This window comes from Paraburkholderia atlantica (assembly GCF_000092885.1).
Classification (GTDB): Bacteria; Pseudomonadota; Gammaproteobacteria; order Burkholderiales; family Burkholderiaceae; genus Paraburkholderia; species Paraburkholderia atlantica.
In genome coordinates this window covers 2,277,847-2,303,594 of record NC_014118.1, presented here as the reverse complement: position 1 = coordinate 2,303,594, position 25,748 = coordinate 2,277,847, and the positions used below count along the sequence as shown (strand labels likewise).

Genomic DNA, 25,748 nt, shown 5'->3' with positions numbered 1-25,748 from the left:
CCTCGTCATCCCGCATCGTCTGCGTGCCGGCGCGAAGCGATACAGGCTTACTGCATCAGATCGTGCCGGCCGCGCGCAGCGCGTCGATACGGACATTGTCGTAGCCAAGCTCACGCAGAATTGTTTCGGTATGTTGACCAAGCGTGGGTACGGGGTCCATCCGAGGCTCGATGTCGGAAGGCAAACCCGGAGGACGCAATGCCGGTATCGCGCCCGCTGCCGTGCCGACTTCCTGCCAGCGCTCGCGCGCCTTCAATTGCGGATGTGCCCACACGTCCGCGAGCGTATTCATCTGCGCGTTCGCGATGCCCGCCTGATCGAGTCGCTCGATCACCTGCGCGGCGCTCAGCTTTGCGAACGCCGCGACGATCACCTCGCGCAATGCATTGCGCGCCGCGGTGCGTTTCGAGTTCGATGCGAAGCGTTCGTCGCTTGCTAGCTCAGGTTGTTCGAGCACGCGCTCGCAGAACAGCTTCCACTCGCGTTCGTTCTGCAGGCCTAGCATGACCGTCTTGCCGTCGCCTGCGGGAAACGGTCCGTACGGATAGATCGTTGCATGCGCGGCGCCCGCGAGCGCGGGCTGCGGCTGACCGTCGATCGCGTAGTAGAGCGGATAACCCATCCACTCGACCATGCTCTCGAGCATCGACACGTCGATACGGCAACCGCGCCCCGTGCGTCCCCGCTGCAACAGCGCGCTCAGGATATTCGAATACGCGTACATACCTGCCGCGATATCCGCGATCGAACAGCCCGCCTTCGCCGGCGCGCCGGGCGAGCCGGTGATAGACAGAAAGCCGGACTCGCTTTGAATCAGCAGGTCGTACGCCTTCTTGTCGCGATACGGACCGTCCGCGCCGTAGCCGGAAATATCGCAGACGATCAGTTTTGGATACTTCTGGCTCAGCGTGTCGTAGCCGAGGCCGAGCCGTTCGGCAGCACCCGGTGCGAGGTTCTGCACGAGCACGTCGGCATCGGCAACCAATGCATCGAGAATCTCCGCCGCCGCGGGTTGCTTCAGGTCGAGCGAAAGACTTTCTTTCGAGCGATTGGTCCACACAAAGTGCGACGACAGTCCATGCACACGTTCGTCATAGCCGCGCGCAAAATCGCCGACGCCGGGCCGTTCGATCTTGATCACGCGCGCGCCGAGATCGGCCAGTTGACGCGTGCAGAACGGTGCGGCGATCGCGTGTTCGAGCGTGATGACCTTGATACCGTCGAGTGGTCTCATGATGTCCGCCAGCGGGTCAGAATGAACGCGGCAGCCCGAGGATATGCTCGGCCACGTACGAGAGGATCAGATTGGTCGAAATCGGCGCGACCTGATACAGACGCGTTTCCCGAAACTTGCGCTCGACGTCGTATTCGCACGCGAAGCCGAACCCGCCGTGAAATTGCAGGCACGCATTGGCCGCTTCCCACGACGCATCCGCCGCGAGCAGCTTGGCCATGTTCGCTTGTGCACCGCACGGTTGATGCGCGTCGAAACGACGTGCCGCTTCGAAGCGCATCAGGCTCGCTGCCTCGACATTGATGAACGAGCGCGCGATCGGAAACTGGACGCCCTGGTTCTGTCCGATCGGTCGGCCGAACACGACGCGCTCCTTCGCGTACTCGGTGACTTTATCCACGAACCAGTAACCGTCGCCGATGCATTCCGCGGCGATCAGCGTGCGCTCCGCGTTGAGGCCATCGAGAATGTATTTGAAGCCTTGTCCTTCCTCACCGATCAGATTCTCGGCCGGGATTTCGAGGTTGTCGAAAAACAGCTCGTTGGTCTCGTGATTGACCATGTTCAGAATCGGCTGCACGGTCAGGCCATGACCGGTCGCTTCGCGCAGATCGACGATGAAGATCGACATGCCCTCCGATTTTTTCTTCACGTCCGCGAGCGGTGTGGTGCGCGCGAGCAGGATCATCAGGTCCGAGTGCTGCACGCGCGAGATCCACACCTTCTGACCGTTGATCACGTAACGGTCACCGCGCCGTTCGGCGGTGGTCTTGATTCTCGTCGTATCGGTGCCGGTGCTCGGCTCGGTCACGCCCATCGATTGCAGACGCAAGTCGCCGTTCGCGATCTTCGGCAGATACTTGCGCTTCTGTTCTTCCGAACCATGCCGCAGCAACGTGCCCATGTTGTACATCTGCCCGTGGCACGCACCCGAGTTGCCGCCCGCGCGATTGATCTCTTCCATGATCACCGACGCTTCCGTGAGCCCGAGCCCCGAGCCGCCGAATTCCTGCGGGATCAGCGCGGCGAGCCAGCCGGCCTTCGTCAGCGCGTCGACGAACTCTTCCGGATAGTCGCGCGCCTCGTCGACCTTGCGGAAGTACTTGCCGGAAAACTGCTGACACAGATCGCGCACGGCCTCTCGAATGTCCTGGAACGAATCGTGTTGCATGGTTTGCATAGTCGAGTCTCGTGGAAATTCAGGCGAGCGCGGCGGTCGCGCGCATGGTCAGATAACCTTCGTGGTCCTTCGCCCACAGGTCGATGGTCTTGCCGTCGGCCGCGGGCTTGCCGCATACCGTGAACGGCTGATCCGCGAACGTGGGACGAAGCGCGCGAAACGCAAAGCCTTGCAGCGTCGCTTGCGGCAGTTCGCGGCGCACGAGATCGACGAGCAGCGTCGCGATCAGCGGGCCATGCACGACGAGGCCCGGATAGCCTTCGACTTGCGTGACATAGGGATGGTCGTAATGAATGCGATGGCCGTTGAAAGTCAGCGCCGAGTAGCGGAACAGCATCACGGCGTCGGCGTCGATCGTGCGACGCCACGTTTCGCCCTCGGGCGCGGGCGCCGGCTGTTGCGGCCGCGCCCCCTGTTGCGGCGCGTCGCGATAGACGATGTCGTGCTCCTCTTCGAGCTTCAACTCACCATCGACTTCAATCGTGTGTTGCACGGTGACGAACACGAGGCGGCCCGAGCGGCCGGTCTTGTCCTCGATATTGGCGATCGTCGACGTGCGCCGCGCGTGCTCACCGATCTTCAGCGGCGCATGAAACGTGAGCCGGCCGCCAGCCCACATGCGGCGCGGCAGTGGCACGGGCGGCAGAAAACCGCCACGCTTCGGATGTCCGTCGGGACCGACTTCGGAGAGCGGCGCGACCGGCAGGAAGTACAACCAGTGCCACAACGGCGGCACTGTGTTGCCGCTTTCTTCGCGATCGAGCGTGGCGGCGAGCGCCGCTAACGGAAACGCGGTGATGTCGTCTTCGGTCACCGCCTGTTTGTTGAGCCAATCGTCGAGCCTCTGTGGGGCAGTGGACATGGCGGAGTCTCCTGGTTTAGTGTGTTGGTTCTCGTTAGGGCCCACTATGACCGACGCGCCGTGTGCCGCGAAGTTCGATTTTCCGAAGCGGGCCTTTGGTTTTGATTAAGACGTTAGGCCCAGCGCGAAGCGATGACAATCTGTTTTCAGCGCGATGAGAGATTCGACGAGACCCGACCTGATTGCTTTACCGAGCTGCGCTGCGGTGCTCCTTCACCTGCCCGCTTATTTGAGCCCGAGCCGTTTCGCCAGCCGATTCAGATTCGCCCGGTCCAGCCTCAGCTCGCGCGCGACCGCCGCCCAGTTGTGCCTGTTGCGGACCAGCGCTTCGAGAACGAGATTGCGTTCGAACTCGGTGACCGCGCTGCGAAAGTCTTTCGTCTCGCTTTCCTCGCTCTGCGTGGCCGTTTGCTCGGCTTCATTTTCTGGTAGGTCGGACAACGCGAAGTCCGCGGCGGTCAACGTCAAAATCCGGCGGCGCTCACGACTGGCCGCCAACGCCTTCAGCGCACTGCGTCCGATCAGATGCTCGAGTTCGCGCACATTGCCGGGCCATGAGTAGCGCAGCAACGCGGCCTGCGCGTCAGCCGCAAGACGCAGGCTCAGCAAACCGAGCCGCGAGCGATTGTCTTCGAGGAAGAAGCCCGTCAGCAGCAGCACGTCGCGGCCACGCTCGCGCAACGGCGGAACGCGCAGCGGATATACGCTGAGACGATGATAGAGGTCGGCGCGAAAGCGGCCCGCGCGCACTTCTTCGGCGAGATCGCGATTGGTTGCGGCGATCAGCCGCACGTCGACTCTGTGTTCGTGGTCCGAGCCGATGCGCTGCAACTGGCCGTTCTGCAGCACGCGCAACAGCTTCGCCTGCACCGCGAGCGGCAACTCACCGACCTCGTCGAGGAAAATGGTCCCGCCGTCGGCGAGTTCGAACTTGCCGCGCCGATCCGCCGACGCTCCCGAAAACGCGCCGCGCACGTGCCCGAACAACTCGCTTTCGACGAGCGTATCGGGCAACGCGGCGCAGTTCAGGCTGATCAGCGGCTTGTTCGCGCGCGGCGACAGCGCGTGGATCGCGTTCGCGACCAGCTCCTTGCCGACGCCGGTCTCGCCGGTGACGAGCACGGTCAGATCGCTGGCGGCCACCACCTCGATCTCCTTCACCATGCGGCGATGCGCGTCGCTGCTGCCGATCAGCTCGCGCCGGCTCTCGCTGCTCGCCAGCCGATAAGCTTCCGCGCGACGCTGCGCCTCCTCGCCATTGCGCGCCAACGCGTCGATGCGTTCGACGACGCTGACGGTCGCGGCCGCGAGGCCGAGAAATGCCTGCAGCGAAGCCATGTCGAGTGTGTCGAAGCGCGCCGGGTCGAGTGCGTCGAGCGTCAGCAACCCCCAAGGCTCGCCGCGGATGAACAGCGGGCACCCCAGGCAGTCGTGCACTTCGAGGTGCCCGGCCGCCATGCCTTGCACGAGGCCATCGTAGGGATCGGGCAGTTCGGAGTCAGCCGCGAAGCGCGTCGGCCCCGGCTGGGCCAGCAGCGCCTGAAAGCGCGGATGCTCGGCGACGCGAAAACGCCGCCCGAGCGTATCGCTGCTCAAGCCGTCGATCGCGAGCGGCACCAGCGTATCGCCTTCGAGGCGCAGCAATGCGGCCGCGTCGCCAGGAAACAGCGAGCGCAGCGCGCTGAGCAGACGTCGATAACGCTCGCGCTCGGACAGCTCGCGCGACAGGTCGAGAATCAGCGGGGTAAGAACGTCGAGGACCGCCTCCGTAGTCAGATCGACTGCGGGTTGAGTCTTTTCGACCAGGGTCGAATGCACCATCCTGTTTGCCAGATCGTTGATCTACATGCATTTTATACCTGGCACGATTCGTGGATAGTAGAGGCAGTCTGCCGGAACCGGCTGTGACACTCGCTGATAGACAGACGCTCACACAGACTCTCACCAGGACTTAAAAATATGTTATCCGCCGAACACCGCGCCATTATCACAGCAACCGTTCCGCTCCTGGAAAGCGGCGGCGAGGCGCTCACCACGCACTTCTACCGCGTGATGCTTAGCGAGCACCCGGAAGTGCGCCCGATCTTCAATCAATCCCATCAGGCGAGCGGCTCGCAGGCGCGTGCGCTGGCCAACGGCGTGGTGATGTACGCACGCCACATCGATCAGCTCGAGCAACTGGGCGGGCTCGTCGCGCAGGTGATCAACAAGCACGTGTCGCTGAACGTGCAGCCTGAGCACTATCCGATCGTCGGCAAGTGCCTGCTGCGCGCGATTCGTGAAGTACTCGGCGCGGACGTCGCAACCGACGCCGTGATCGAAGCGTGGGCCGCCGCGTATCAGCAACTCGCGGATTTGTTGATCGGACTCGAAGAGAAAATCTACGCGGAAAGCGCAGCAGCGCCCGGCGGCTGGCGCGGCACGCGGCTGTTCCGCGTCGCGCGCAAAGTGCGTGAAAGCGACGAGATCACGTCGTTCTATCTGCGTCCCGATGACGGCGGCGAATTGCTCGCATTCAAGCCGGGGCAGTACATTGGCGTGCGTCTGGTGATCGACGGCGAAGAAGTGCGTCGCAACTATTCGCTGTCAGCAATGAGCGATGGTCGCGAATATCGCATTAGCGTGAAACACGAACCGAATGGAACCGTGTCGACGTATCTGCACGAGCAGATGAAGGAAAACGACACGCTCGAACTGTTCGCGCCGGCCGGCGAATTTACGCTGCAACCTGGCGACAAGCCGTTGGTGCTGATCAGCGGCGGCGTCGGTATAACGCCGACGATGGCGATGCTGCAGGCCGCGCTGAAGACCAATCGTCCGGTGCATTTCATTCACGCGGCCCGTCATGGTGGCGTGCATGCATTCCGCGGCGCCATCGATGCATTGGCCGCGCGCCATCCGCAATTGAAGCGCTTCTATTGCTACGAGCAGCGTCGTGATGGCGACGCCGACGCGCACGCAGTCGGCTATGTCGACGAAGCGAATCTGAAGAAGTGGCTGCCGGAAACGCGCGATGTCGACGTGTATTTCCTCGGGCCCATCGCGTTCATGAAGGCGATCAAGAAATGCCTGAAGGCGATCGGCGTGCCGGAATCGCAGAGCCGTTATGAGTTCTTTGGGCCGGCTGCCGCGCTCGAATAACGCACGGGAGTAATCAACGAGTACTTGCCCTCTTCGAATCGCTGAGAAGCGTATTCGAAGACGGGCATGTTCTGGTTTCACTCGCGCCGGTGGGTTTGGCCTCGTAAGAAGCGGGCCAAATCTGCGGCGCGTTCTAGCGCTCCCTTCTGCGCCGAAATGCCCACCAGCCTGTCAGCCCGGTAAAGCCGGCGACCAGCAGCACCATCACCCAAAATCCATGCTTGTTCTCGGCGAGCGGAATGCCACCGACGTTCATGCCGAAGAAGCCAGCGACGATATTGATTGGCATCGCCAGCACGGTAACGAGCGTCAGTGTGAAGAGCGTGCGGTTGTTCTGCTCCTCGAGGCGCGAGGTGATTTCCTCCTGCAGCAATCTGACCCGCTCGATCAATCCGGCCACGTCCGAAAGCACCACCGAGAACTCCTCCGTCGATTCACGCAGATCCTGCACGTCTTCCACATGAAGCCAGCGAGGCGGCCTCGCCAGCAAGCGGAAAATCGCACCCGGTTCGGGCGCCAGCATCCGTTGCAGGCGTGTCAGCGTGCGACGCATCGCGCCGAGGTCGAGGCGGTTTTGCGTCGGCCGTTGCGACAGAAAACGGTCCTCGATACGATCGACGTCGGCACTCGTTCGGCGGACGATCTGCACGAGAAGGTCGGCCTGGTCGCGCATCAAATGAACGAGCAACTCGGCAGGCGACCTGAATACTTCCCCTTGCCGTACCGACGCGCGCAAACGGTCGACCGAGCGCAGCGGCTTCAGCCGCGCGGTGACGATGAGCCGCCTGGTTGCGTAGATCCACAGCGTCGCGATTTCGGACGGGATGAATTCGAGGTTGAACATGACGTCGTTGACGACCGCGCGCAGTGCGCCGTCCGCATGCTCGATCCGTGTCGAATGGGAGCCTTCGCGCAAGGCATCGAAAAACGTCTCGGGCAGATCGAGTTGCGTGCGCATCCAGCGCTCGCTCGCGCTATGCGCGAGATTGAAATGAAGCCATAGAAACTCGCTGGCGTCCTTTGCAGTAGTGTCGGCATCGTCCTCACGCTCGCTGAACCAGTCGATGACTTCATCCGCGTCGATCGGCCGTCCGGCGAGCGTCGGCGAAAACCGGAAACCGCAGACCATACCCGACGAATCCGCGCCGTAGGTTTGCAATGACAGATCTGATCCCATAGGTCGTTCAATGCCAGCGCTTCCGAAAGGAATACGTGAGCATAGCGCGAACGATTGAAAGAGAGTTGACGCGCGCACTTTCCGGCGTCGTATTGTCGAATTGCGGCGGCTGGATTGTCACGGGAACGTCATCTCTGCCGATGACGGCCGCGTAAACGCAAAAACCCCACCGCTGGGGGTGGGGTTTCTGGCTTTGGGGGAGCCTGACGATTACCTACTTTCACACGGGCAATCCGCACTATCATCGGCGTGGAGTCGTTTCACGGTCCTGTTCGGGATGGGAAGGGGTGGGACCGACTCGCTATGGTCATCAGGCATGACGGGTTGCTGCGTCGCTCTCAGGTTGGGGTCAACCCGGCGCCACAGCCAATCGGGAAGAAGCGTAAAGGATTCGTGTGTGGGGTTGTGTTGTTTCTGGCACAACACCGATCTCAACCGGCATGTCTTCATCCCCTTCGGGGATCGGACACCCGTAAGCGCTGAAGCGCTGACGGTTGTCGAGACACACCTGTTATAGGATCAAGCCTTACGGGCAATTAGTATCAGTTAGCTCAGTACATTACTGTACGTGCACACCTGACCTATCAACGTCCTGGTCTTGAACGACCCTTCAAGGGGCTCGAAGCCCCGGGGATATCTCATCTTAAGGCGAGTTTCCCGCTTAGATGCTTTCAGCGGTTATCTCTTCCGAACATAGCTACCCGGCGATGCCACTGGCGTGACAACCGGTACACCAGAGGTTCGTCCACTCCGGTCCTCTCGTACTAGGAGCAGCCCCCTTCAAATATCCAGCGCCCACGGCAGATAGGGACCAAACTGTCTCACGACGTTTTAAACCCAGCTCACGTACCTCTTTAAATGGCGAACAGCCATACCCTTGGGACCGGCTACAGCCCCAGGATGAGATGAGCCGACATCGAGGTGCCAAACACCGCCGTCGATATGAACTCTTGGGCGGTATCAGCCTGTTATCCCCAGAGTACCTTTTATCCGTTGAGCGATGGCCCTTCCATACAGAACCACCGGATCACTATGACCTGCTTTCGCACCTGTTCGACTTGTCAGTCTCACAGTCAAGCACGCTTATGCCATTGCACTATCAGCACGATTTCCGACCGTACCTAGCGTACCTTCGTACTCCTCCGTTACACTTTGGGAGGAGACCGCCCCAGTCAAACTGCCTACCATGCACTGTCCCCGATCCGGATTACGGACCAAGGTTAGAACCTCAAACAGATCAGGGTGGTATTTCAAGGACGGCTCCACGCAAACTGGCGTTCACGCTTCATAGCCTCCCACCTATCCTACACAGACCGGTTCAAAGTCCAATGCAAAGCTACAGTAAAGGTTCATGGGGTCTTTCCGTCTAGCCGCGGGGAGATTGCATCATCACAAACACTTCAACTTCGCTGAGTCTCGGGAGGAGACAGTGTGGCCATCGTTACGCCATTCGTGCAGGTCGGAACTTACCCGACAAGGAATTTCGCTACCTTAGGACCGTTATAGTTACGGCCGCCGTTTACCGGGACTTCAATCAGGAGCTTGCACCCCATCATTTAATCTTCCGGCACCGGGCAGGCGTCACACCCTATACGTCCACTTTCGTGTTTGCAGAGTGCTGTGTTTTTATTAAACAGTCGCAGCCACCAGTTTATTGCAACCCTTTCACCCTTCTGGCGCAGGCCAGTCAAGCTACCAGGGCGTACCTTATCCCGAAGTTACGGTACCAATTTGCCGAGTTCCTTCTCCCGAGTTCTCTCAAGCGCCTTAGAATACTCATCTCGCCCACCTGTGTCGGTTTGCGGTACGGTCACTGTGAAACTGAAGCTTAGAGGCTTTTCCTGGAACCCCTTCCAGTTGCTTCGCTTCCGAAGAAGCTCGCGCCACACCCTTGAGTCCTGTGCCCGGATTTGCCAGGGCACCCTCTCCAATGCAGCGACCGGGACTTCCAACACCCGGACAACCTTCCGCGATCCGTCCCCCCATCGCATTTCACAATGGTGCAGAAATATTAATCTGCTTCCCATCAGCTACGCATTTCTGCCTCGCCTTAGGGGCCGACTCACCCTACGCCGATGAACGTTGCGTAGGAAACCTTGGGCTTACGGCGAGGGGGCCTTTCACCCCCTTTATCGCTACTCATGTCAGCATTCGCACTTCCGATACCTCCAGCACACTTTCCAGTGCACCTTCGCAGGCTTACGGAACGCTCTCCTACCATGCACATTAATGTGCATCCGCAGCTTCGGTATATGGCTTAGCCCCGTTACATCTTCCGCGCAGGACGACTCGATCAGTGAGCTATTACGCTTTCTTTAAAGGGTGGCTGCTTCTAAGCCAACCTCCTGACTGTTTTAGCCTTCCCACTTCGTTTCCCACTTAGCCATATTTGGGGACCTTAGCTGGCGGTCTGGGTTGTTTCCCTCTTGACACCGGACGTTAGCACCCGATGTCTGTCTCCCGTGATTGCACTCTTCGGTATTCGGAGTTTGCTATGGCGAAGTAATCCGCAATGGACCCCACAACCATGACAGTGCTCTACCCCCGAAGGTGATACACGAGGCACTACCTAAATAGTTTTCGGAGAGAACCAGCTATTTCCAGGTTTGTTTAGCCTTTCACCCCTATCCACAGCTCATCCCCTAACTTTCAACGTTAGTGGGTTCGGTCCTCCAGCACGTGTTACCGTGCCTTCAACCTGGCCATGGATAGATCACCTGGTTTCGGGTCTACACCCAGCGACTGGACGCCCTGTTCGGACTCGCTTTCGCTACGCCTGCCCTAATCGGTTAAGCTCGCCACTGAATGTAAGTCGCTGACCCATTATACAAAAGGTACGCCGTCACCCCTTACGAGGCTCCGACTGTTTGTATGCATGCGGTTTCAGGATCTGTTTCACTCCCCTCCCGGGGTTCTTTTCGCCTTTCCCTCACGGTACTGGTTCACTATCGGTCGATCACGAGTATTTAGCCTTGGAGGATGGTCCCCCCATCTTCAGACAGGATTTCACGTGTCCCGCCCTACTTGTCGTACACCCAGTTCTTTCCCGCTGTTTTCGTCTACAGGGCTATCACCTGCTATGGCCGCACTTTCCAGAGCGTTCGACTAACAATGAGAATAAAGAGTACAGGCTGATCCCATTTCGCTCGCCACTACTTTGGGAATCTCGGTTGATTTCTTTTCCTGCGGTTACTTAGATGTTTCAGTTCACCGCGTTCGCTTCACATGACCTATGGATTCAGTCATGGATACTCCATTAGGAGTGGGTTTCCCCATTCGGACATCTCCGGATCAAAGCTCGTTTGCCAGCTCCCCGGAGCTTTTCGCAGGCTACCGCGTCCTTCATCGCCTGTGATCGCCAAGGCATCCACCACATGCACTTGTTCGCTTGACCCTATAACGGGTGTGTCTCAATGATTGCTCACCGCAGATCACATGCCGCTACAGGTTGAGTATTCGTGTTGCGCCGTATTCCAAAGGCAATCTCTCGATTCCCTTAAAATACATCGATACAATCACAACCCTGATTCACCTACTCACGCACCCATCTCCAGGTACGCTTTCGTGAATCTCTTTACTACTTCTTCCTGATTGTTAAAGAACGACAGCCGATATCACGATTTGATCGTGTACCGCTCTGACTGGCTCAATCGCCAATGCGCAACGCTCTGCCTTCATGCAGAACCCTGCGCATTGAGGATTGGTGGAGGATGACGGGATCGAACCGACGACCCCCTGCTTGCAAAGCAGGTGCTCTCCCAGCTGAGCTAATCCCCCAGTCTCACACAACACACACTCCAGAGGTTTCACCCGACCAGCTCACCAGACAAGACAGTGGTGGGTCTGGATGGATTCGAACCATCGACCCCCGCCTTATCAAGACGGTGCTCTAACCGACTGAGCTACAGACCCCTGAGTCTGTCTGCGTTGCTTCTACCAAACTACAGCCGATAAGCGTGAGCACTTGAGTGCAAGGAATGCATAGCTCTGGAAAGGAGGTGATCCAGCCGCACCTTCCGATACGGCTACCTTGTTACGACTTCACCCCAGTCATGAATCCTACCGTGGTGACCGTCCTCCTTGCGGTTAGACTAGCCACTTCTGGTAAAACCCACTCCCATGGTGTGACGGGCGGTGTGTACAAGACCCGGGAACGTATTCACCGCGGCATGCTGATCCGCGATTACTAGCGATTCCAGCTTCACGCACTCGAGTTGCAGAGTGCGATCCGGACTACGATCGGTTTTCTGGGATTGGCTCCACCTCGCGGCTTGGCAACCCTCTGTTCCGACCATTGTATGACGTGTGAAGCCCTACCCATAAGGGCCATGAGGACTTGACGTCATCCCCACCTTCCTCCGGTTTGTCACCGGCAGTCTCCCTGGAGTGCTCTTGCGTAGCAACTAGGGACAAGGGTTGCGCTCGTTGCGGGACTTAACCCAACATCTCACGACACGAGCTGACGACAGCCATGCAGCACCTGTGTGATGGCTCCCTTTCGGGCACTCCCAGCTCTCACCAGGATTCCATCCATGTCAAGGGTAGGTAAGGTTTTTCGCGTTGCATCGAATTAATCCACATCATCCACCGCTTGTGCGGGTCCCCGTCAATTCCTTTGAGTTTTAATCTTGCGACCGTACTCCCCAGGCGGTCAACTTCACGCGTTAGCTACGTTACCAAGCCAATGAAGGCCCGACAACCAGTTGACATCGTTTAGGGCGTGGACTACCAGGGTATCTAATCCTGTTTGCTCCCCACGCTTTCGTGCATGAGCGTCAGTATTGGCCCAGGGGGCTGCCTTCGCCATCGGTGTTCCTCCACATCTCTACGCATTTCACTGCTACACGTGGAATTCCACCCCCCTCTGCCATACTCCAGCGCTGCAGTCACCAATGCAGTTCCCAGGTTAAGCCCGGGGATTTCACATCGGTCTTACAGCACCGCCTGCGCACGCTTTACGCCCAGTAATTCCGATTAACGCTCGCACCCTACGTATTACCGCGGCTGCTGGCACGTAGTTAGCCGGTGCTTATTCTTCCGGTACCGTCATCCCCCCGGGGTATTAACCCAGAGGTTTTCTTTCCGGACAAAAGTGCTTTACAACCCGAAGGCCTTCTTCACACACGCGGCATTGCTGGATCAGGCTTGCGCCCATTGTCCAAAATTCCCCACTGCTGCCTCCCGTAGGAGTCTGGGCCGTGTCTCAGTCCCAGTGTGGCTGGTCGTCCTCTCAGACCAGCTACAGATCGTCGGCTTGGTAGGCCTTTACCCCACCAACTACCTAATCTGCCATCGGCCGCCCCTTGAGCGCGAGGTCCCGAAAGATCCCCCGCTTTCCTCCACAGAGCGTATGCGGTATTAATCCGGCTTTCGCCGGGCTATCCCCCACTCCAGGACACGTTCCGATGTATTACTCACCCGTTCGCCACTCGCCACCAGACCGAAGTCCGTGCTGCCGTTCGACTTGCATGTGTAAGGCATGCCGCCAGCGTTCAATCTGAGCCAGGATCAAACTCTTCAGTTCAAACCTGTTACTGTTTTCGGTTCAGTTACGAACCGGTCGCTCACTCAACGTACTGACGATGATTGATCCGTCTTTCGACAGACAAACCTTCCTCTAATACTGTGTGAGGCTTCTGATACTTTTGCCTTGCGGCAGACTCCGGAGAATCCGCCGCCGCATTCCGCATCAAGCACCCACACTTATCGGCTGTTAGTTTTTAAAGATCGATCCGCGAAACCCGCTGCGCCTGAACCACCACCACCCGGCACCGCTTCGTTTGCGTCGCTGCGTCTGCAGCAGAGAAGCGAGATTATGGAGAGCGGCCCACGCTCCGTCAATACCCTTCTCACAAATTATTTTAAAAAGTCGAAGAGCTTAAAAAATGAGCAGCGGCGCGCGCAATCTGAATTAGTTAGGCATCCAGTTGGATTCCCGTGGGCGCCGCGTCGAGTGGAGTTGCGAAAAGCCGTTAAGCAGCTTTTCCACAGAAAATGTTCGCAAGGCTGTGGATAACCGCTCCACAACCGCACCAAGTACTTGATCCAAAACCATTCTCGCGAATTGCGCGCGAAGCGCGGCCGCTTGTGCGGCCACGCGTCACCGTCCGATTCAGGCGGACTTCATCGTCACCCGCGCATTCGTACGCATAAAAGCACTGCGCTCGACCATCGCGCCGAACAGCAGCCCGATCGTCGTCCACATGACCACCTGCATGCCGATCGCAGCAACGCGGAACTTCCACAGCAGCACCGCCGGGAACGTCGCCGGCACTTCATTGATGACCGGCATCGACAGTTGCACGGCCGCGATGATCACGACGAACACGAGCCCCGCGACAATCGACCCGTTCCACGCACCCAGCTTCGCCGCCGCGCGGCGCCGCACCTTCAGCGAAAACACCATCGTCGCGAGCGAGATTGCGATCATCAGAAAGAACAGACCCGTGCGTGTGCCGATCGTCTCCGGATCACCGATCGACGGCGGATTGGCCGGATACTTGATATTCGGCACGACCACGACGGAGATGAATGCGCCGAGCGCGAGCCATGCGGACAACGCGCGCACGCTCAACATACCCGCGCGTCCGTACGCATAGGCAAACACCAGCGAGAACAGACCGCCGAATGCCGCGCCATACGTGACCACGCCGGTCAGCAGGCCGAGGCCGGCCTGCGTCTCGCGGCTCACGATTTCGGGCTCGGGCGCCTCGCCGCGCGCGGCGGCAGCTTTTTCTTCGAGCGAAATGGCCTGATCGACCTGTGGTTCGCCGACGATTCGCGCGAACGCGAACGTGAGCAAGCCCGCGACGATGCCCGCGAGCATCCCGCGCACCAACAATTTACCTACCATGTCGAACTCCGTTAGTGGCAGGGAAAGCCCAGCAGATGGCGGCCGTCGTGCACGAACTCATGCACGTACATGCCGGGCACGAGCGACGTCGCGCCCTGTTCCGCACCAACGAAGTAAAGCGCGAGCAACAGCAGCAAGCCGCCGAACACCACCCACGGCAGCAGTTCGCGCAAAGGAATGGGAGTGGGCTGGGCCGCCGGTTGCGCGGCGCGATCGAAAACAGCTTCGGTCATGATGGACATCTCCTGGGGTGACGCGCCCCGAAAGTCGATTGCAGAGGAATGATGCGAAGCTCAGGTCTGGCTTTCGGCTCTTGTGGATTGCAAGGCCGATTACAGTGGCGCGACCGCGCCGGGCTCTCACCGGCTTCCGTGCTTCGCAGTGTCAGTATTCTACGCGCTAAACTGCGGCTTCCGTGACGGCGAGGGCTGCCTCGCAACGCGCGCCGCGAGCCGATGAAGCCACGCAGGCAAGTGCGAATCGGGCGCCGAGGCAAAGAATGGATACGCGACTATTACTGATGAGCCATGCGGCAACGGCCGCGCAGCGCGCGGGCCGCTTCCCCGCCGACGATCCGCTCGACACGCGCGGCCGCGCCGAAGCCGAAGCGGCGCGCGCCCGTCTCGCGCTTCCCGCCGACGCCACCGTGTTCACCAGCCCCGCCGCCAGCGCGCGCGAAACGGCTGTCGCGCTCGGTCTGAGCGCCACGCCTGCCGACGCATTGGCGGATATCGACTATGGCAAATGGCGCGGCCAGCGCCTCGCCGACATTGCCGACAAAACACCCCGCGAACTCGCCGCCTGGACACGCGAGCCCGACGCCGCGCCCCCCGGCGGTGAATCGTTCGATCGACTCGTGCAGCGGGTCGGCAAGTGGCTCGACGCGCAACAGGAGGACGTACGTTCATGCAACGCGGTCAACGAAGCAAGCTTCGCGGCCTCTGCACACGGTCGAACCATCGTCGCGATCACCCACGCAACTCTGCTGCGAGCGGCAATCGTGCATGCCCTCGGCGCATCGCCAACCGTGTTCTGCCGCATCGAGATCGCTCCGCTGTCGGTCGTCGAATTACGTCGCTCGCGACGCGGCTGGTCATGGTGGCCGGCTGCCACGGCCTGAACGGAACCACCGCTTACCTACTCGACACAACGAGCCGCAACCGGTTCGCCCCCTCCGGCGTCAGCGTGATTTCGGTGCGTCGATTCTTCGCGCCGAGATAAAAGTGCTGACGTGCCGGCGAATTCTGATCGTGTGTTGCGTCGGGCAGGCACGACGCGATGTCGGCCGCGACCGCTTCCAATGCATCCGCGTTCGAGCCCGCCGCCTGATGCGGCGTCCATGTGCACTGGAAACTGCGATGCGCGGCTGAGCATTGCGCGTCATCGCCATAAGGTTGCGCGACGCCTTTGCCATCGTCGGGCGTCAGCGAGGCGAAGCCGTCCGGCGCCGCGGCGACGATCCGTTTCAGCGCGCCGCAAGGTCTGGGGCTATCGTCGGCGGATGCGCCGACCGGCAGCAGCGCAACGAGCGATGCCGCGGTAAGCGCGATAGCGGAGAGTCGACAGATTTTCATATTGTGCGTGAAAGCGTCCAGAGTGCTGCAGAAGAAAAGCTCGCAGCGAGCTCCGTCCACCGCACGGTCCATGCCTATGCGCGGGAGCACCCAGCGCACAGGCGCCGCAGGACGGCACACAACTTGCGTGGCGCCATACCGGCCGCAACATCGCGCCGTTTCCGATCAAAGCCACTGCCGACGTCATTTCAACCATCATGTCGACTACCACCGCCCCCATCCCCGCCCGCTTATCGTCGGGCATCGAAGGAATCGACGACATCCTCGGCGGTGGTCTTACGCCGAACCGCATGTACCTCGTAGAGGGTGTGCCAGGCACGGGTAAAACCACCCTGGCATTGCAATTCTTACTCAAGGGCCTCGACGAAGGGCAGACCGGTCTTTACGTCACCCTGTCCGAAACCCATGCCGAACTGCTCGCGATCGGCGCGAGCCACGGCTGGGATCTAAGCCGTTTCAAGATCCTCGAGCAGCTGCCCGAAGAAGGGCTCGAACCGCAATACGAACAGACCGTGCTGCACCCCGCCGAAGTCGAACTCGGCGAAAGCGTGCGCAACGTGATCGAACACGTCGACGAACTGAAGCCCGCGCGCGTCGTACTCGACAGCCTGTCCGAACTGCGTCTGCTGGCGGAGAACCCGTTGCGCTACCGTCGGCAGATTCTCGCGCTCAAGCACCATTTCTCGACGCGCGCATGCACGGTGCTGCTGCTCGACGACACGTCGGCCAGCGCCTCCGGCATTCAGCTGCACAGCATCGTGCACGGCGTGATCAGCCTCGACAACATTGCCCACGATTACGGCGGCAACCGCCGCCGCCTGCGCATCGCGAAGATGCGCGGCATCAAGTTCCGCGAGGGCTATCACGACTTCACGCTGAACACCGGCGGTCTGCGCGTCTATCCGCGTCTGGTCGCCGCCGAGCATCACAGCGAATTCGGCACGAGCCCGATGAGCACCGGTACACCCGGCTTCGACGCGCTGCTAGGCGGTGGCCTCGTACCCGGCACCAATTCGCTGATCATCGGCCCGTCGGGGGTCGGCAAAACCACCACCGTCGTGTCGTGCCTGCTTGCCGCGCTCGAACGCGGCGATCGCTGCGCGTACTACGTGTTCGACGAAACGCTCAGCACACTGGTCTCGCGCTGTGCGTCGCTCGGCATGGACCTCGCACCGCATGTCGACAGCGGTCTGCTGACGCTGCGCCAGATCGATCCCGCGGAAATCTCACCGGGAGAGCTGTCGAGCGACGTGCGCAACGCGGTCGAAAACGAGCGCGTGCGCTACGTCGCGATCGACAGCCTGAATGCCTATCTGCAGGCGATGCCCGGCGAGCGCTTCCTGCTGCTGCACATGCACGAGCTACTCGGCTATCTGAATCAGCAAGGCGTGGTCACGATGCTCGTACTCGGGCAGCACGGCATCATCGGCGAGGTGCAGACCGAGGTCGACATCAGTTATCTGAGTGACGTGGTCGTGCTGTTCCGCTACTTCGAGCATCACGGCGAAGTGCTGACCGCGGTAACCGCCGTCAAGAGCCGCGCGAACGATCATGAACGCACGATCCGCCAGTTCCGCCTCGGCACCCAAGGCATCGAGGTCGGCGAAGCGCTGCGTGACTTCGAGGGCGTGCTGTCGGGCCTGCCCTCGTATCGCGGCAGCACCGCGATGCTCGGCGCGACGAACAATCTGATCGACACATCGGGACAGTAAGCGATGGAGCAGCGCGTCCTCATCCTCGCACCGTTCGGCCGCGACGCCGAAGTGATCGCCGCTGTGTTGCACAACGACGCGCGCGCCTGCGTGACCTGCGACGACGCCGACGCGCTCACCAGCGAGCTCGACGCCGGCGCAGGCACCGCGCTGCTGACCGAGGAAGCGCTCGCGAACGGCCACGGCGCGGGCCTGTTTGCGTGGCTCGAACGGCAGCCAGCATGGTCCGACTTCCCGTTCATCCTGCTCGCCGCGCGCAGTATCGGCCATCGATCCACCCGCGGCCTCGAAGTTCTCGAACGGCTCGGCAACGTCGTGGTGCTCGAACGTCCGCTCAATTCGGAAACCTTGCGGCGCGCGGTCGCGTCGTCGTTGCGGGCCCGCGGGCGGCAATATGAATCGCGACGGCTCCTTGCCGAGCGGATCGAGGCACAGGACGCGCTGGAGCAACTGAACGATTCGCTGGAAAGCCGCATCGCCGCGCGCACGCACGAACTCGCGTCAGCCAATGACCGGCTGATGGCCGAGATCCACGAACGCGCGAAGGTGCAGGCCGTGCTCGTGCAATCGCAGAAGATGGAAGCGCTCGGCCAGCTGACTGGCGGCATCGCGCACGACTTCAACAATCTGCTGAACGTGATCATGGTGAACGCGGAACTGATCGCGCGCGTGAGCGGCGACGACCGCCTGCGCGGCATGGCGGCCACCGTCAAGCGCGCGACCGAGCGCGGCGCGAAACTGACCGGCCAGCTGCTGACCTTCTCGCGCAACAGCAATCCGAATCTGCAAGCGATCGACGTGGTCGCGCTGCTGCAAGGCATGCGCGACATCATCGCGGTGTCGCTCGGCTCGAGCATCCGCTATGGCAACGACTTCGAGCGCAATGAAATGTGGACCCGGGCCGACGCGAATCAGCTGGAGCTCGCGGTGCTCAATCTCGCGATCAACGCGCGCGACGCGATGCCCGATGGCGGCCGCCTCGACATTCACGTGACCCTGCGCGATGCGCCCGATCAGACGCTGAAGCAAGGCCGCTACGTCGTGATCGAAGTCACCGATACCGGAGAAGGCATTCCGCCCGAGGTTGTGTCGCGCGTATTCGATCCGTTCTTCACGACCAAGCCTGTCGGCAAGGGCACGGGGCTCGGCCTGAGTCAGGTGTACGGCATCGCGAGGCAGGCGGGTGGCGCCGCGCGGATCTTCAGCGAAGAAGGCATCGGCACCACGGTGCAGATCTGGCTGCCGATGCGCGAACGGGCGGCTACGCACAGCGAAGCGGAGTCCGACGCGGAAGCGAACGCGGCCGGTGACAAGCACGTGCTGGTGGTCGAGGACGACAACGAGGTGCGTGCGATGCTCGTTGAATCGTTGCGCATGCTCGGCTATACGGTGACCGAGGCCGCCGACGGCCAGGCGGGCCTTGACCGCCTCGTCGACGATCACCCCGATCTGCTGATGGTCGACTTCGCGATGCCGGGCATGAACGGCATCGACGTGATCGCCGCGGCGCGCAAGCTTCGTGCCGATCTGCCGGTGATCCTCGCGACCGGTTATGCGGACGTCAACATTTCCGATCTCGCGGTCAAGCATTGCACGATCCTGCGCAAGCCGTTTCAGCTCGACGATCTCGCGCGCACGGTGCGGATCGGGCTGGTTGCGTGAATCGCACCGCAGACTCCTCCGGTTCGGCCACGATTTCCAATTCAATAGTTTGCTAACGAATATTTTGGAAATACAATACTGGCCATGTCGAATCTCGATGTCTTGCGCCGCACCGTCAGCAGCACCCTGGTCGTCGCCGCCAGAAAGTGGCGGCGCACGAGTCACGGTGTGCTCGCGGCCTTCAACGTCTCCGAAGCGTGCGCGACGCCGCTTCTGACCGCGAGCCGGCTCGGCTCGGCGGTGCGTCAGGTCACGCTCGCCGACCACATCGGCATCGAGGGACCATCGCTCGTGCGGCTGCTCGACCAGTTGTGCGCGGCCGGCCTGATGCGCCGTGACGAAGACCCCGAAGACCGCCGCGCGAAGACCGTCGTCCTGACCGACGAAGGCCGCGCCGTCACCGCGAAGATGGAAGAGGAGCTGGTCACGCTGCGCGCGCAGGCGCTCAAAGGCGTCTCGCGCGACGATCTCGAAGCCGCGCTGCGCGTGTTCGACGCATTCACGACCGATGCCGCCGCACGCGCCGAACCAGGCGGCGGCGAGCGCGAGCCCGCCAAAGGCGACGTGCTTGCCAGCAAGGTCAAACGGACGAGCGGCAAAAGCGCGGCCAAAACGGCCGGCAAATCACGCGGCACCGTCAAGGCGCGCAAATCCACCAAGCGCGGCGTGCGAGCCAGCGCGCCGCACAACGCCGATTCCGCGTAACGGTTTATGGTCTATCCCACCCTCCGCGACTGGCTGTTCTCCGTCAAGACGTTCGCCGCGGCCATGCTCGCGCTCTACATCGGCCTCGCGTTCGAACTGCCGCGGCCGTACTGGGCGATGGCCACCGTCTACATCGTGTCGAACCCGTTCGTCGGCGCGACCCGTTCGAAGGCGATCTATCGTGCGCTGGGCACGGTGCTCGGCGCGTCGGGCGCGGTGCTGCTGGTGCCGCCGTTCGTCGAATCGCCGTACCTGTTCAGCGTGATCGTCGCGACGTGGACCGGCACGATGCTGTACCTAGCGGTATCGGACCGCACCGCTCGCAGCTACGTGTTCATGCTGGCCGCCTATACGATGCCGATCATCGCGCTGCCGTCGGTGACGAATCCGGCCGGCGTCTTCGATCTCGCCGTGAGCCGCACCCTCGAGATCATTGTCGGCATCGTCTGCGCGAGCATCGTCGGCAGCGCGGTGTTTCCGAGCCGGCTCGCGCCGACGATCATCGAGCGCACCGACGCATGGTTTCGCGACGCCGCGTTCTACGCGACCGAAACGCTATCCGGCCGTATCGCAAGCTCGGCGATTTCCGGCGCGCGGCAACGGCTCGCGAGCACGATCAACGGTCTCGAACTGCTGCTGAGCCAGCTCGCCTACGATCACACGCGGCCCGACGTGCTCGCGCGCGCGCATGAGCTACGAGGCCGCATGCAGTTGCTGCTGCCGATCATGTCGTCGCTCGCCGATCCGCTGCTCGCGCTCTACAACAATGGTCCGCAACACTGGCCCGAGGGGCTTCAGACGCTGATCGACGACGTCGTCAAGTGGTTCGACCAACCGCTGCCGGAGCCGAGCGAGGGCTATCACGCGGACGAAACCGCCAACTCGCTGCGCGCGCGCATCGCCGCGATGCGCCCGCCCGCCGCCGCGCTCGCGCATTGGGACGGCGCGCTGCTGTCGAATGCGTTGTGGCGCCTCGGGCAAGTGATCGACGTGTGGCAGGACTGCCGCTCGCTGCGCATCATCATCACGCGCGAGGAAGGTTCGTGGCGGCCGCATTTCCGTCACTGGCGGCTCGGCGGCACCGAGCGCTTCTACGATCGCGGCATGATGCTGTTCGCTACCCTGTCGGCGGGCGCGGCCGTGGTGCTCGCGTGCGCGCTGTGGATCGGCTCGGGCTGGAACGACGGCGCGAGCGCGGTCACGCTCGCGGCCGTGGCCTGCTGCTTTTTTGCCGCGCTCGACGAGCCCGCGCCGTTCGTGTTCCGCTTCTTCGTCGCGACGGGCGTCGCCGTCGTGGCCGCGGGGCTCTATCTGTTCGTCGTGCTGCCGCAGGTGCACGACTTCGCGATGCTGGTGATTCTGTTCGCCGCGCCGTTCATTCTGGTCGGCACGCTGATTCCGCGCCCGCAGTTCAACATGGTGACGGTGCTGGTCGCGGTGAACACGGCCACCTTCATCAGCATTCAGGACGCGTACGACGCGAACTTCCTGACGTTCCTGAACGCCAACCTCGCGGGGCTCTCCGGCCTGCTCTATGCGTACCTGTGGACTCGCGTGACGCGCCCATTCGGCGCCGAGCTCGCCGCGGCGCGCCTGTTGCGCTCTAGCTGGGCCGACGTCGCGCTGACCGCGTCCACGCGGCCGATCGAAGATCCGCGCAACCTCGCCGCCCGCATGCTCGACCGGCTGATGCAATTGATCCCGCGCCTCGCGGCCACCGACGACTACCGCCATCCGTCGATCGAGAGCTTCCGCGACCTGCGCATCGCGTTCAACGCGCTCGATCTGCGCCGCCTCACCCGCAAGCTCGGCGGCGAAGCGGCCGGCGCGATCGAGCATGTCCTCGATGGAGTGCGTACATACTACGAGAGCTGCGTCGCGCGACGCCACCGCGAGCCGGTACCGGACAGCCTGATGTCGTTGATCGACGTGGCCGTCGCGCGCGTCACCGCGCAGGGGCTAGCCAACGCCGCGGCGCCGATCGAGACCTCGCAGACCTCGGCGCGCCACTTGCGCGATGCGCTGCACGCGCTGGTCGGCTTGCGTCTTTCGCTGTTTCCGGCGACCCTCACGAAACCAACGCCGACCGAACCGGAGGCCGCCGCGTGACGTCCCCATTCTTGCGCCGCTGCTCGTGCCCGCTTGCACGCCCCGTCCCCCCTTTTCCCAGTTCCCGCGATGATCGGTGAAATCGATATCTTCGGCGTGTTCGTACCGTCCGTGCTGGTCCTGATGTTGATCGCGTATCTGATCAACCTCGGCATTCGCACCGCGCTCGATTACGCCGGCTTTTACCGCTTCGTCTGGCATCGCTCCATCTTCGATCTCGGCATCTATGTGCTGGTGCTGGGCCTTGTCGTTGTCGTTTCGCACAGACTAATAACGTGAAAAAAACCTGGTTCTCCGTCGGTCAGATTCTGCTGACCCTGATCGTCGTGGCGGTCGCGGCATTCGTGCTGTGGAAACTCGTCGACTACTACATGTTCGCGCCCTGGACCCGCGACGGGCACGTGCGCGCCGACGTGATCCAGGTCGCCCCCGACGTGTCGGGACTGATTTCGTCGGTCGAGGTGATGGACAACCAGCAGGTCAAGCAGGGCCAGGTGCTGTTCAGAATCGATCAGGCGCGCTACACGCTCGCATTGCGTCAGGCCGAGGCAACCGCGCAGCAGCGCCGCGCGACGCTCGATCAGGCGCGCCGCGAATACGCGCGCAACCGTCAGCTCGGCAACCTCGTCGCCGCCGAAATGCTCGAAGAAAGCCGCTCGCGCGTCGACGCGGGGGAAGCCGCGCTCGCCGATGCGAACGTCGCGATCGACACCGCGAAGCTGAACCTCGAACGTTCGACGATCAAGAGCCCGGTCGACGGCTATCTGAACGACCGCGCGCCGCGCGCCGGCGAATTCGTCGCGGCGGGCCGCGCGGTGGTCGCGGTGGTCGACATGCACTCGTTCCGTGTGGACGGCTACTTCGAGGAGACCAAGCTGCGCGGCATCGACATCGGCCAGCCGGTCGACATCATCGTAATGGGCGAGCCGAAGCCGCTGCGCGGGCACGTGCAGAGCATCGTCGCCGGTATCGAAGACCGCGACCGCACCCAAAGCGCCAATCTGCTGCCGAACGTGAACCCGGCGTTCAGCTGGGTGCGGCTCGCGCAGCGCATTCCGGTGCGGGTCGTGCTCGACGAAGTGCCCGCGGATTTCCGCCTGATCGCGGGGCGTACCGCGACGGTGTCGGTGCGTGACCTGTCGCCGGTCAGGACTCGCGCCGTGTCGGGCACGGGCGGCGCATCTGGCACGCTCGCCGCTTCGGCCGCGCCGGTGGCGCCGGGTTCGTCAGTGGCGTCCGGGTCGGCCGGGGCAACGGCCACGAAACCGTCGGGCGCATCGCGATGAAGTTCGTGCGTACCTTGTCTTCGCTGGCGCCGCGCTTGCCGCTGCTGCCACTGCTGTCGTTATTGCCGCTCACCGTCGCGCTGAACGCCTGCATCAACGTCGGGCCGAACTACACGCTGCCGAAACAGGCGCTCGTCAATGCGCCGCTCGCCACCGGAGCGATCGAGGGCGCCGATCCGACGCTGACGTCGAACCTCAACACGCCGACCGTCTGGTGGAAGCTGTACGACGATCCGGTGCTGAACAGTCTGGTCGAACAGGCGTTGAAATCGAATACCGACTTGCGCGTCGCGGCCGCGAATCTCGCGCGCTCGCGCGAGGCGCTGGGCGTGGCGCAAGCGCAGGGCGGCTTTTCAGGCAACGCGTCGGTGGCAATCCAGCGCGCGCAGGAATCGGCCGAGCAATTCCTGCTGTTCGAGAAACTGCCGGTCGCCAATCTGGGTGACATGGGCATCAACGTCTCGTACGAGATCGATCTGTTCGGCAAGCTGCGCCGCGGTGTCGAAGCGGCGGCGGCGGACACCGAGGCCGTGGAAGCCGCGGGCGACCTCGCGCGTATCACCGTCGTCGCGGACGTGGTGCGCTCGTACGTCGAGCAATGCTCTGCGGCCGAGGAATTGCGCATCGCGCAGCAATCGCTCGCGTTGCAGAAGCAGCGCGTGGATCTGTCGCGCCGTCTGCGCGACGCCGGCCGCGGCAACCAGACCGCGGTTACGAGCGGTCAGACCCAGGTCGAAACCCTGACGGCCGACATTCCGCGCTACACCGCGCGCCGCAAGATCGCGCAATACCGGCTCGCGATGCTGCTCGCCCAGGCGCCGTCGCAATTGCCGCCAGCCGTGCTCGCGTGCGACCGGCTGCCGCAAATCCACCAGCCGATTCCGATCGGCGACGGCGCCGGGCTGCTGCGGCGCCGCCCCGACGTGCACGAAGCCGAGCGTCAGCTGGCGGCCGCGACGGCGCGCATCGGCGTCGCGACCGGCGCGCTTTATCCGAGCATCAGCATCGGCGCGTCGGCGGGCTTCACCGGCATTCTGGAAGACATTCCCACCCAGCCGACCGCGCGTTGGGGCTTCGGTCCGCTGATCAGCTGGAACTTCCCGGCCAATGGCGCGCGGCAGCGGGTACGCGAAGCAGAAGCGTCCAGCCAGGTCGCGCTCGCGAAGTTCGACGGCGTGGTGCTGGGCGCGTTGCGCGAAACCGAGACCAACCTCGCGACCTACGCGTCCGATTACGCTCGCGCCGAAGCGCTGCGCGCGGCGCTGAAGTCGGCCGTGCAATCGGCGGATGAAACGCATCGGCTGTATCGCGCCGGCCGCGAGTCGTTCATCGCCGATCTCGACGCGACGCGCACGCTGACGGCCGCGAAGTCGCAGCTCGCCGCGGCGGAGGGCCAGGTGGCGGTCGATCAGGTCAATCTGTTCCTGTCGCTGGGCGGCGGGTGGGAGGTCGGCGGGCAAAGCACGCCGGGCGAAACGCGGCCGCAGCTGAAGGCAACACCTGTGACGGCCAAGCCGAGCGCGAAGTCGGGAGCGTCGAACGCCGCGACCGCGAAAGCGCCTTGATCGGCGTCTTACGGTTTATTTTTGACGAGCTTTCTTTTTGCTTTCGTTTTCGGTTAAATACGTGACACCACTTCACACTACGGGGTCTCGTATGTCGCCATTCATGCAGGGAGTCGTCACGTTGGGCGGATGCATCGGTATCTTCACCGCGGTGGTTACCGTCGTCGAAATGTTTGCGCGTTGAATCGGGCGGGCGGAGGTCCGAAAGAGCGGCTCAGCTCTTGCGCGCCTTCGCCGCCGCCTGATGTATCGCCGCCCGCACCCGCGGATACGTGCCGCAACGGCACACCACCGGCGTCATCGCCTCGTCGATGTCGGCGTCGGTCGGATCGGGCTTGTGCTTCAGCAACGCGCAAGCCGCCATCAATTGCGCGCTCTGGCAATAACCACACTGCACCACATCGAGGTCGATCCACGCGGCTTTCAGCGCCTGCGCCTCGGCTCCCTGCAAACCCTCGATCGTCGTGATCTTCTGCGTATGCAGGCTCGACATCGGCGTCTGGCAAGCGAGGCACGCCGCATCATCGAGATTGATCGTGCACGCGCCGCAAATGCCCACGCCACAGCCGAACTTCGTGCCGGTCATGCCGAGATCGCAGCGCAGTACCCATAGCAGCGGCATATCCGGGTCCGCATTGACCAGCACCTTGCGTCCGTTGATATTCAGTACCGCCATGTCTGCCTCCTG

Annotated in this window: 18 protein-coding genes, 2 tRNA genes and 3 rRNA genes; 9 read left to right on the top strand and 14 right to left on the bottom strand. The window is 62.1% G+C overall.

Features of this window, described 5'->3' with window-relative positions:
* Positions 1 to 55: 55 nt before the first annotated feature.
* From BC1002_RS26360 to norR, 4 genes are all read right to left on the bottom strand, one after another.
* On the bottom strand, positions 56 to 1,234 hold the full coding sequence (locus tag BC1002_RS26360; protein ID WP_013093051.1) for a CaiB/BaiF CoA transferase family protein: 1,179 nt from the start codon (positions 1,232 to 1,234) through the stop codon (positions 56 to 58).
* Between the two features lie 16 nt (positions 1,235 to 1,250).
* On the bottom strand, positions 1,251 to 2,414 hold the full coding sequence (locus tag BC1002_RS26355) for an acyl-CoA dehydrogenase family protein (RefSeq protein WP_013093050.1): 1,164 nt from the start codon (positions 2,412 to 2,414) through the stop codon (positions 1,251 to 1,253).
* Positions 2,415 to 2,433: 19 nt separating this feature from the next.
* A complete protein-coding gene (locus BC1002_RS26350; RefSeq protein ID WP_013093049.1) occupies positions 2,434 to 3,276 on the bottom strand; it encodes an HTD2 family dehydratase in 843 nt (280 codons plus the stop codon).
* Between the two features lie 225 nt (positions 3,277 to 3,501).
* Positions 3,502 to 5,097, bottom strand: a complete 1,596-nt coding sequence (gene norR, locus BC1002_RS26345) for a nitric oxide reductase transcriptional regulator NorR (protein ID WP_013093048.1) — start codon at positions 5,095 to 5,097, stop codon at positions 3,502 to 3,504.
* A 138-nt stretch (positions 5,098 to 5,235) separates the two neighbouring features.
* Between norR and hmpA the strand changes: the two genes are divergently transcribed.
* Complete coding sequence (gene hmpA, locus BC1002_RS26340) at positions 5,236 to 6,417, top strand: NO-inducible flavohemoprotein (protein ID WP_013093047.1); 1,182 nt, start codon at positions 5,236 to 5,238, stop codon at positions 6,415 to 6,417.
* A 133-nt stretch (positions 6,418 to 6,550) separates the two neighbouring features.
* Here hmpA and BC1002_RS26335 read toward each other — a convergent pair whose 3' ends face one another.
* The 8 genes from BC1002_RS26335 to BC1002_RS26300 form a co-directional block, all read right to left on the bottom strand.
* Entirely contained in the window at positions 6,551 to 7,594 is a 1,044-nt protein-coding gene (locus BC1002_RS26335) for a transporter (RefSeq protein WP_041735229.1), read from the bottom strand.
* 201 nt (positions 7,595 to 7,795) lie between these two features.
* Positions 7,796 to 7,909 (bottom strand): 5S ribosomal RNA (rrf, locus tag BC1002_RS26330).
* A 200-nt stretch (positions 7,910 to 8,109) separates the two neighbouring features.
* Positions 8,110 to 10,988 (bottom strand): 23S ribosomal RNA (locus tag BC1002_RS26325).
* Positions 10,989 to 11,295: 307 nt separating this feature from the next.
* Positions 11,296 to 11,371: transfer RNA gene (locus tag BC1002_RS26320), tRNA-Ala, on the bottom strand.
* 58 nt (positions 11,372 to 11,429) lie between these two features.
* Positions 11,430 to 11,506, bottom strand: a tRNA-Ile gene (locus tag BC1002_RS26315).
* A 79-nt stretch (positions 11,507 to 11,585) separates the two neighbouring features.
* A 16S ribosomal RNA gene (locus BC1002_RS26310) occupies positions 11,586 to 13,118 on the bottom strand.
* Together the 16S, 23S and 5S rRNA genes with 2 tRNA genes alongside form the textbook arrangement of a ribosomal RNA operon.
* A gap of 588 nt (positions 13,119 to 13,706) precedes the next feature.
* On the bottom strand, positions 13,707 to 14,447 hold the full coding sequence (locus tag BC1002_RS26305) for a CbtA family protein (protein WP_013093045.1): 741 nt from the start codon (positions 14,445 to 14,447) through the stop codon (positions 13,707 to 13,709).
* A gap of 11 nt (positions 14,448 to 14,458) precedes the next feature.
* On the bottom strand, positions 14,459 to 14,680 hold the full coding sequence (locus BC1002_RS26300; protein ID WP_013093044.1) for a CbtB domain-containing protein: 222 nt from the start codon (positions 14,678 to 14,680) through the stop codon (positions 14,459 to 14,461).
* A gap of 266 nt (positions 14,681 to 14,946) precedes the next feature.
* Here BC1002_RS26300 and BC1002_RS26295 point away from each other — a divergent pair, with 266 nt between their 5' ends.
* Positions 14,947 to 15,567, top strand: coding sequence for a histidine phosphatase family protein (locus BC1002_RS26295; RefSeq protein ID WP_013093043.1), 621 nt, complete (start codon positions 14,947 to 14,949; stop codon positions 15,565 to 15,567).
* A gap of 13 nt (positions 15,568 to 15,580) precedes the next feature.
* On the opposite strand, the gene BC1002_RS26290 is transcribed toward BC1002_RS26295, so the two are convergent.
* Entirely contained in the window at positions 15,581 to 16,021 is a 441-nt protein-coding gene (locus BC1002_RS26290; RefSeq protein ID WP_013093042.1) for a hypothetical protein, read from the bottom strand.
* 197 nt (positions 16,022 to 16,218) lie between these two features.
* On the opposite strand from BC1002_RS26290, the gene BC1002_RS26285 reads away from it, so the two are divergent.
* From BC1002_RS26285 to BC1002_RS26255, 7 genes are all read left to right on the top strand, one after another.
* Positions 16,219 to 17,733, top strand: coding sequence for an ATPase domain-containing protein (locus BC1002_RS26285; RefSeq protein WP_013093041.1), 1,515 nt, complete (start codon positions 16,219 to 16,221; stop codon positions 17,731 to 17,733).
* Between the two features lie 3 nt (positions 17,734 to 17,736).
* Positions 17,737 to 19,395 (top strand): ATP-binding protein, encoded by a 1,659-nt coding sequence (locus BC1002_RS26280; RefSeq protein WP_013093040.1) that lies wholly within the window; start codon positions 17,737 to 17,739, stop codon positions 19,393 to 19,395.
* Between the two features lie 84 nt (positions 19,396 to 19,479).
* Entirely contained in the window at positions 19,480 to 20,100 is a 621-nt protein-coding gene (locus tag BC1002_RS26275) for a MarR family winged helix-turn-helix transcriptional regulator (protein WP_013093039.1), read from the top strand.
* A gap of 6 nt (positions 20,101 to 20,106) precedes the next feature.
* Positions 20,107 to 22,209 carry an FUSC family protein gene (locus BC1002_RS26270; RefSeq protein ID WP_013093038.1) on the top strand — a complete coding sequence of 701 codons (2,103 nt, stop codon included), beginning with the start codon at positions 20,107 to 20,109 and terminating at the stop codon, positions 22,207 to 22,209.
* Positions 22,210 to 22,278: 69 nt separating this feature from the next.
* Entirely contained in the window at positions 22,279 to 22,488 is a 210-nt protein-coding gene (locus BC1002_RS26265) for a DUF1656 domain-containing protein (RefSeq protein WP_013093037.1), read from the top strand.
* Entirely contained in the window at positions 22,485 to 23,495 is a 1,011-nt protein-coding gene (locus BC1002_RS26260) for an efflux RND transporter periplasmic adaptor subunit (RefSeq protein WP_013093036.1), read from the top strand. Before BC1002_RS26265 ends, BC1002_RS26260 begins: the two co-directional genes overlap by 4 nt.
* Positions 23,492 to 25,060, top strand: a complete 1,569-nt coding sequence (locus BC1002_RS26255) for an efflux transporter outer membrane subunit (RefSeq protein WP_013093035.1) — start codon at positions 23,492 to 23,494, stop codon at positions 25,058 to 25,060. Before BC1002_RS26260 ends, BC1002_RS26255 begins: the two co-directional genes overlap by 4 nt.
* 214 nt (positions 25,061 to 25,274) lie before the next feature.
* Here the strand turns inward: BC1002_RS26255 and BC1002_RS26250 are convergent, their stop codons facing one another.
* Positions 25,275 to 25,736, bottom strand: coding sequence for a (2Fe-2S)-binding protein (locus tag BC1002_RS26250; RefSeq protein WP_013093034.1), 462 nt, complete (start codon positions 25,734 to 25,736; stop codon positions 25,275 to 25,277).
* Positions 25,737 to 25,748: the final 12 nt, after the last annotated feature.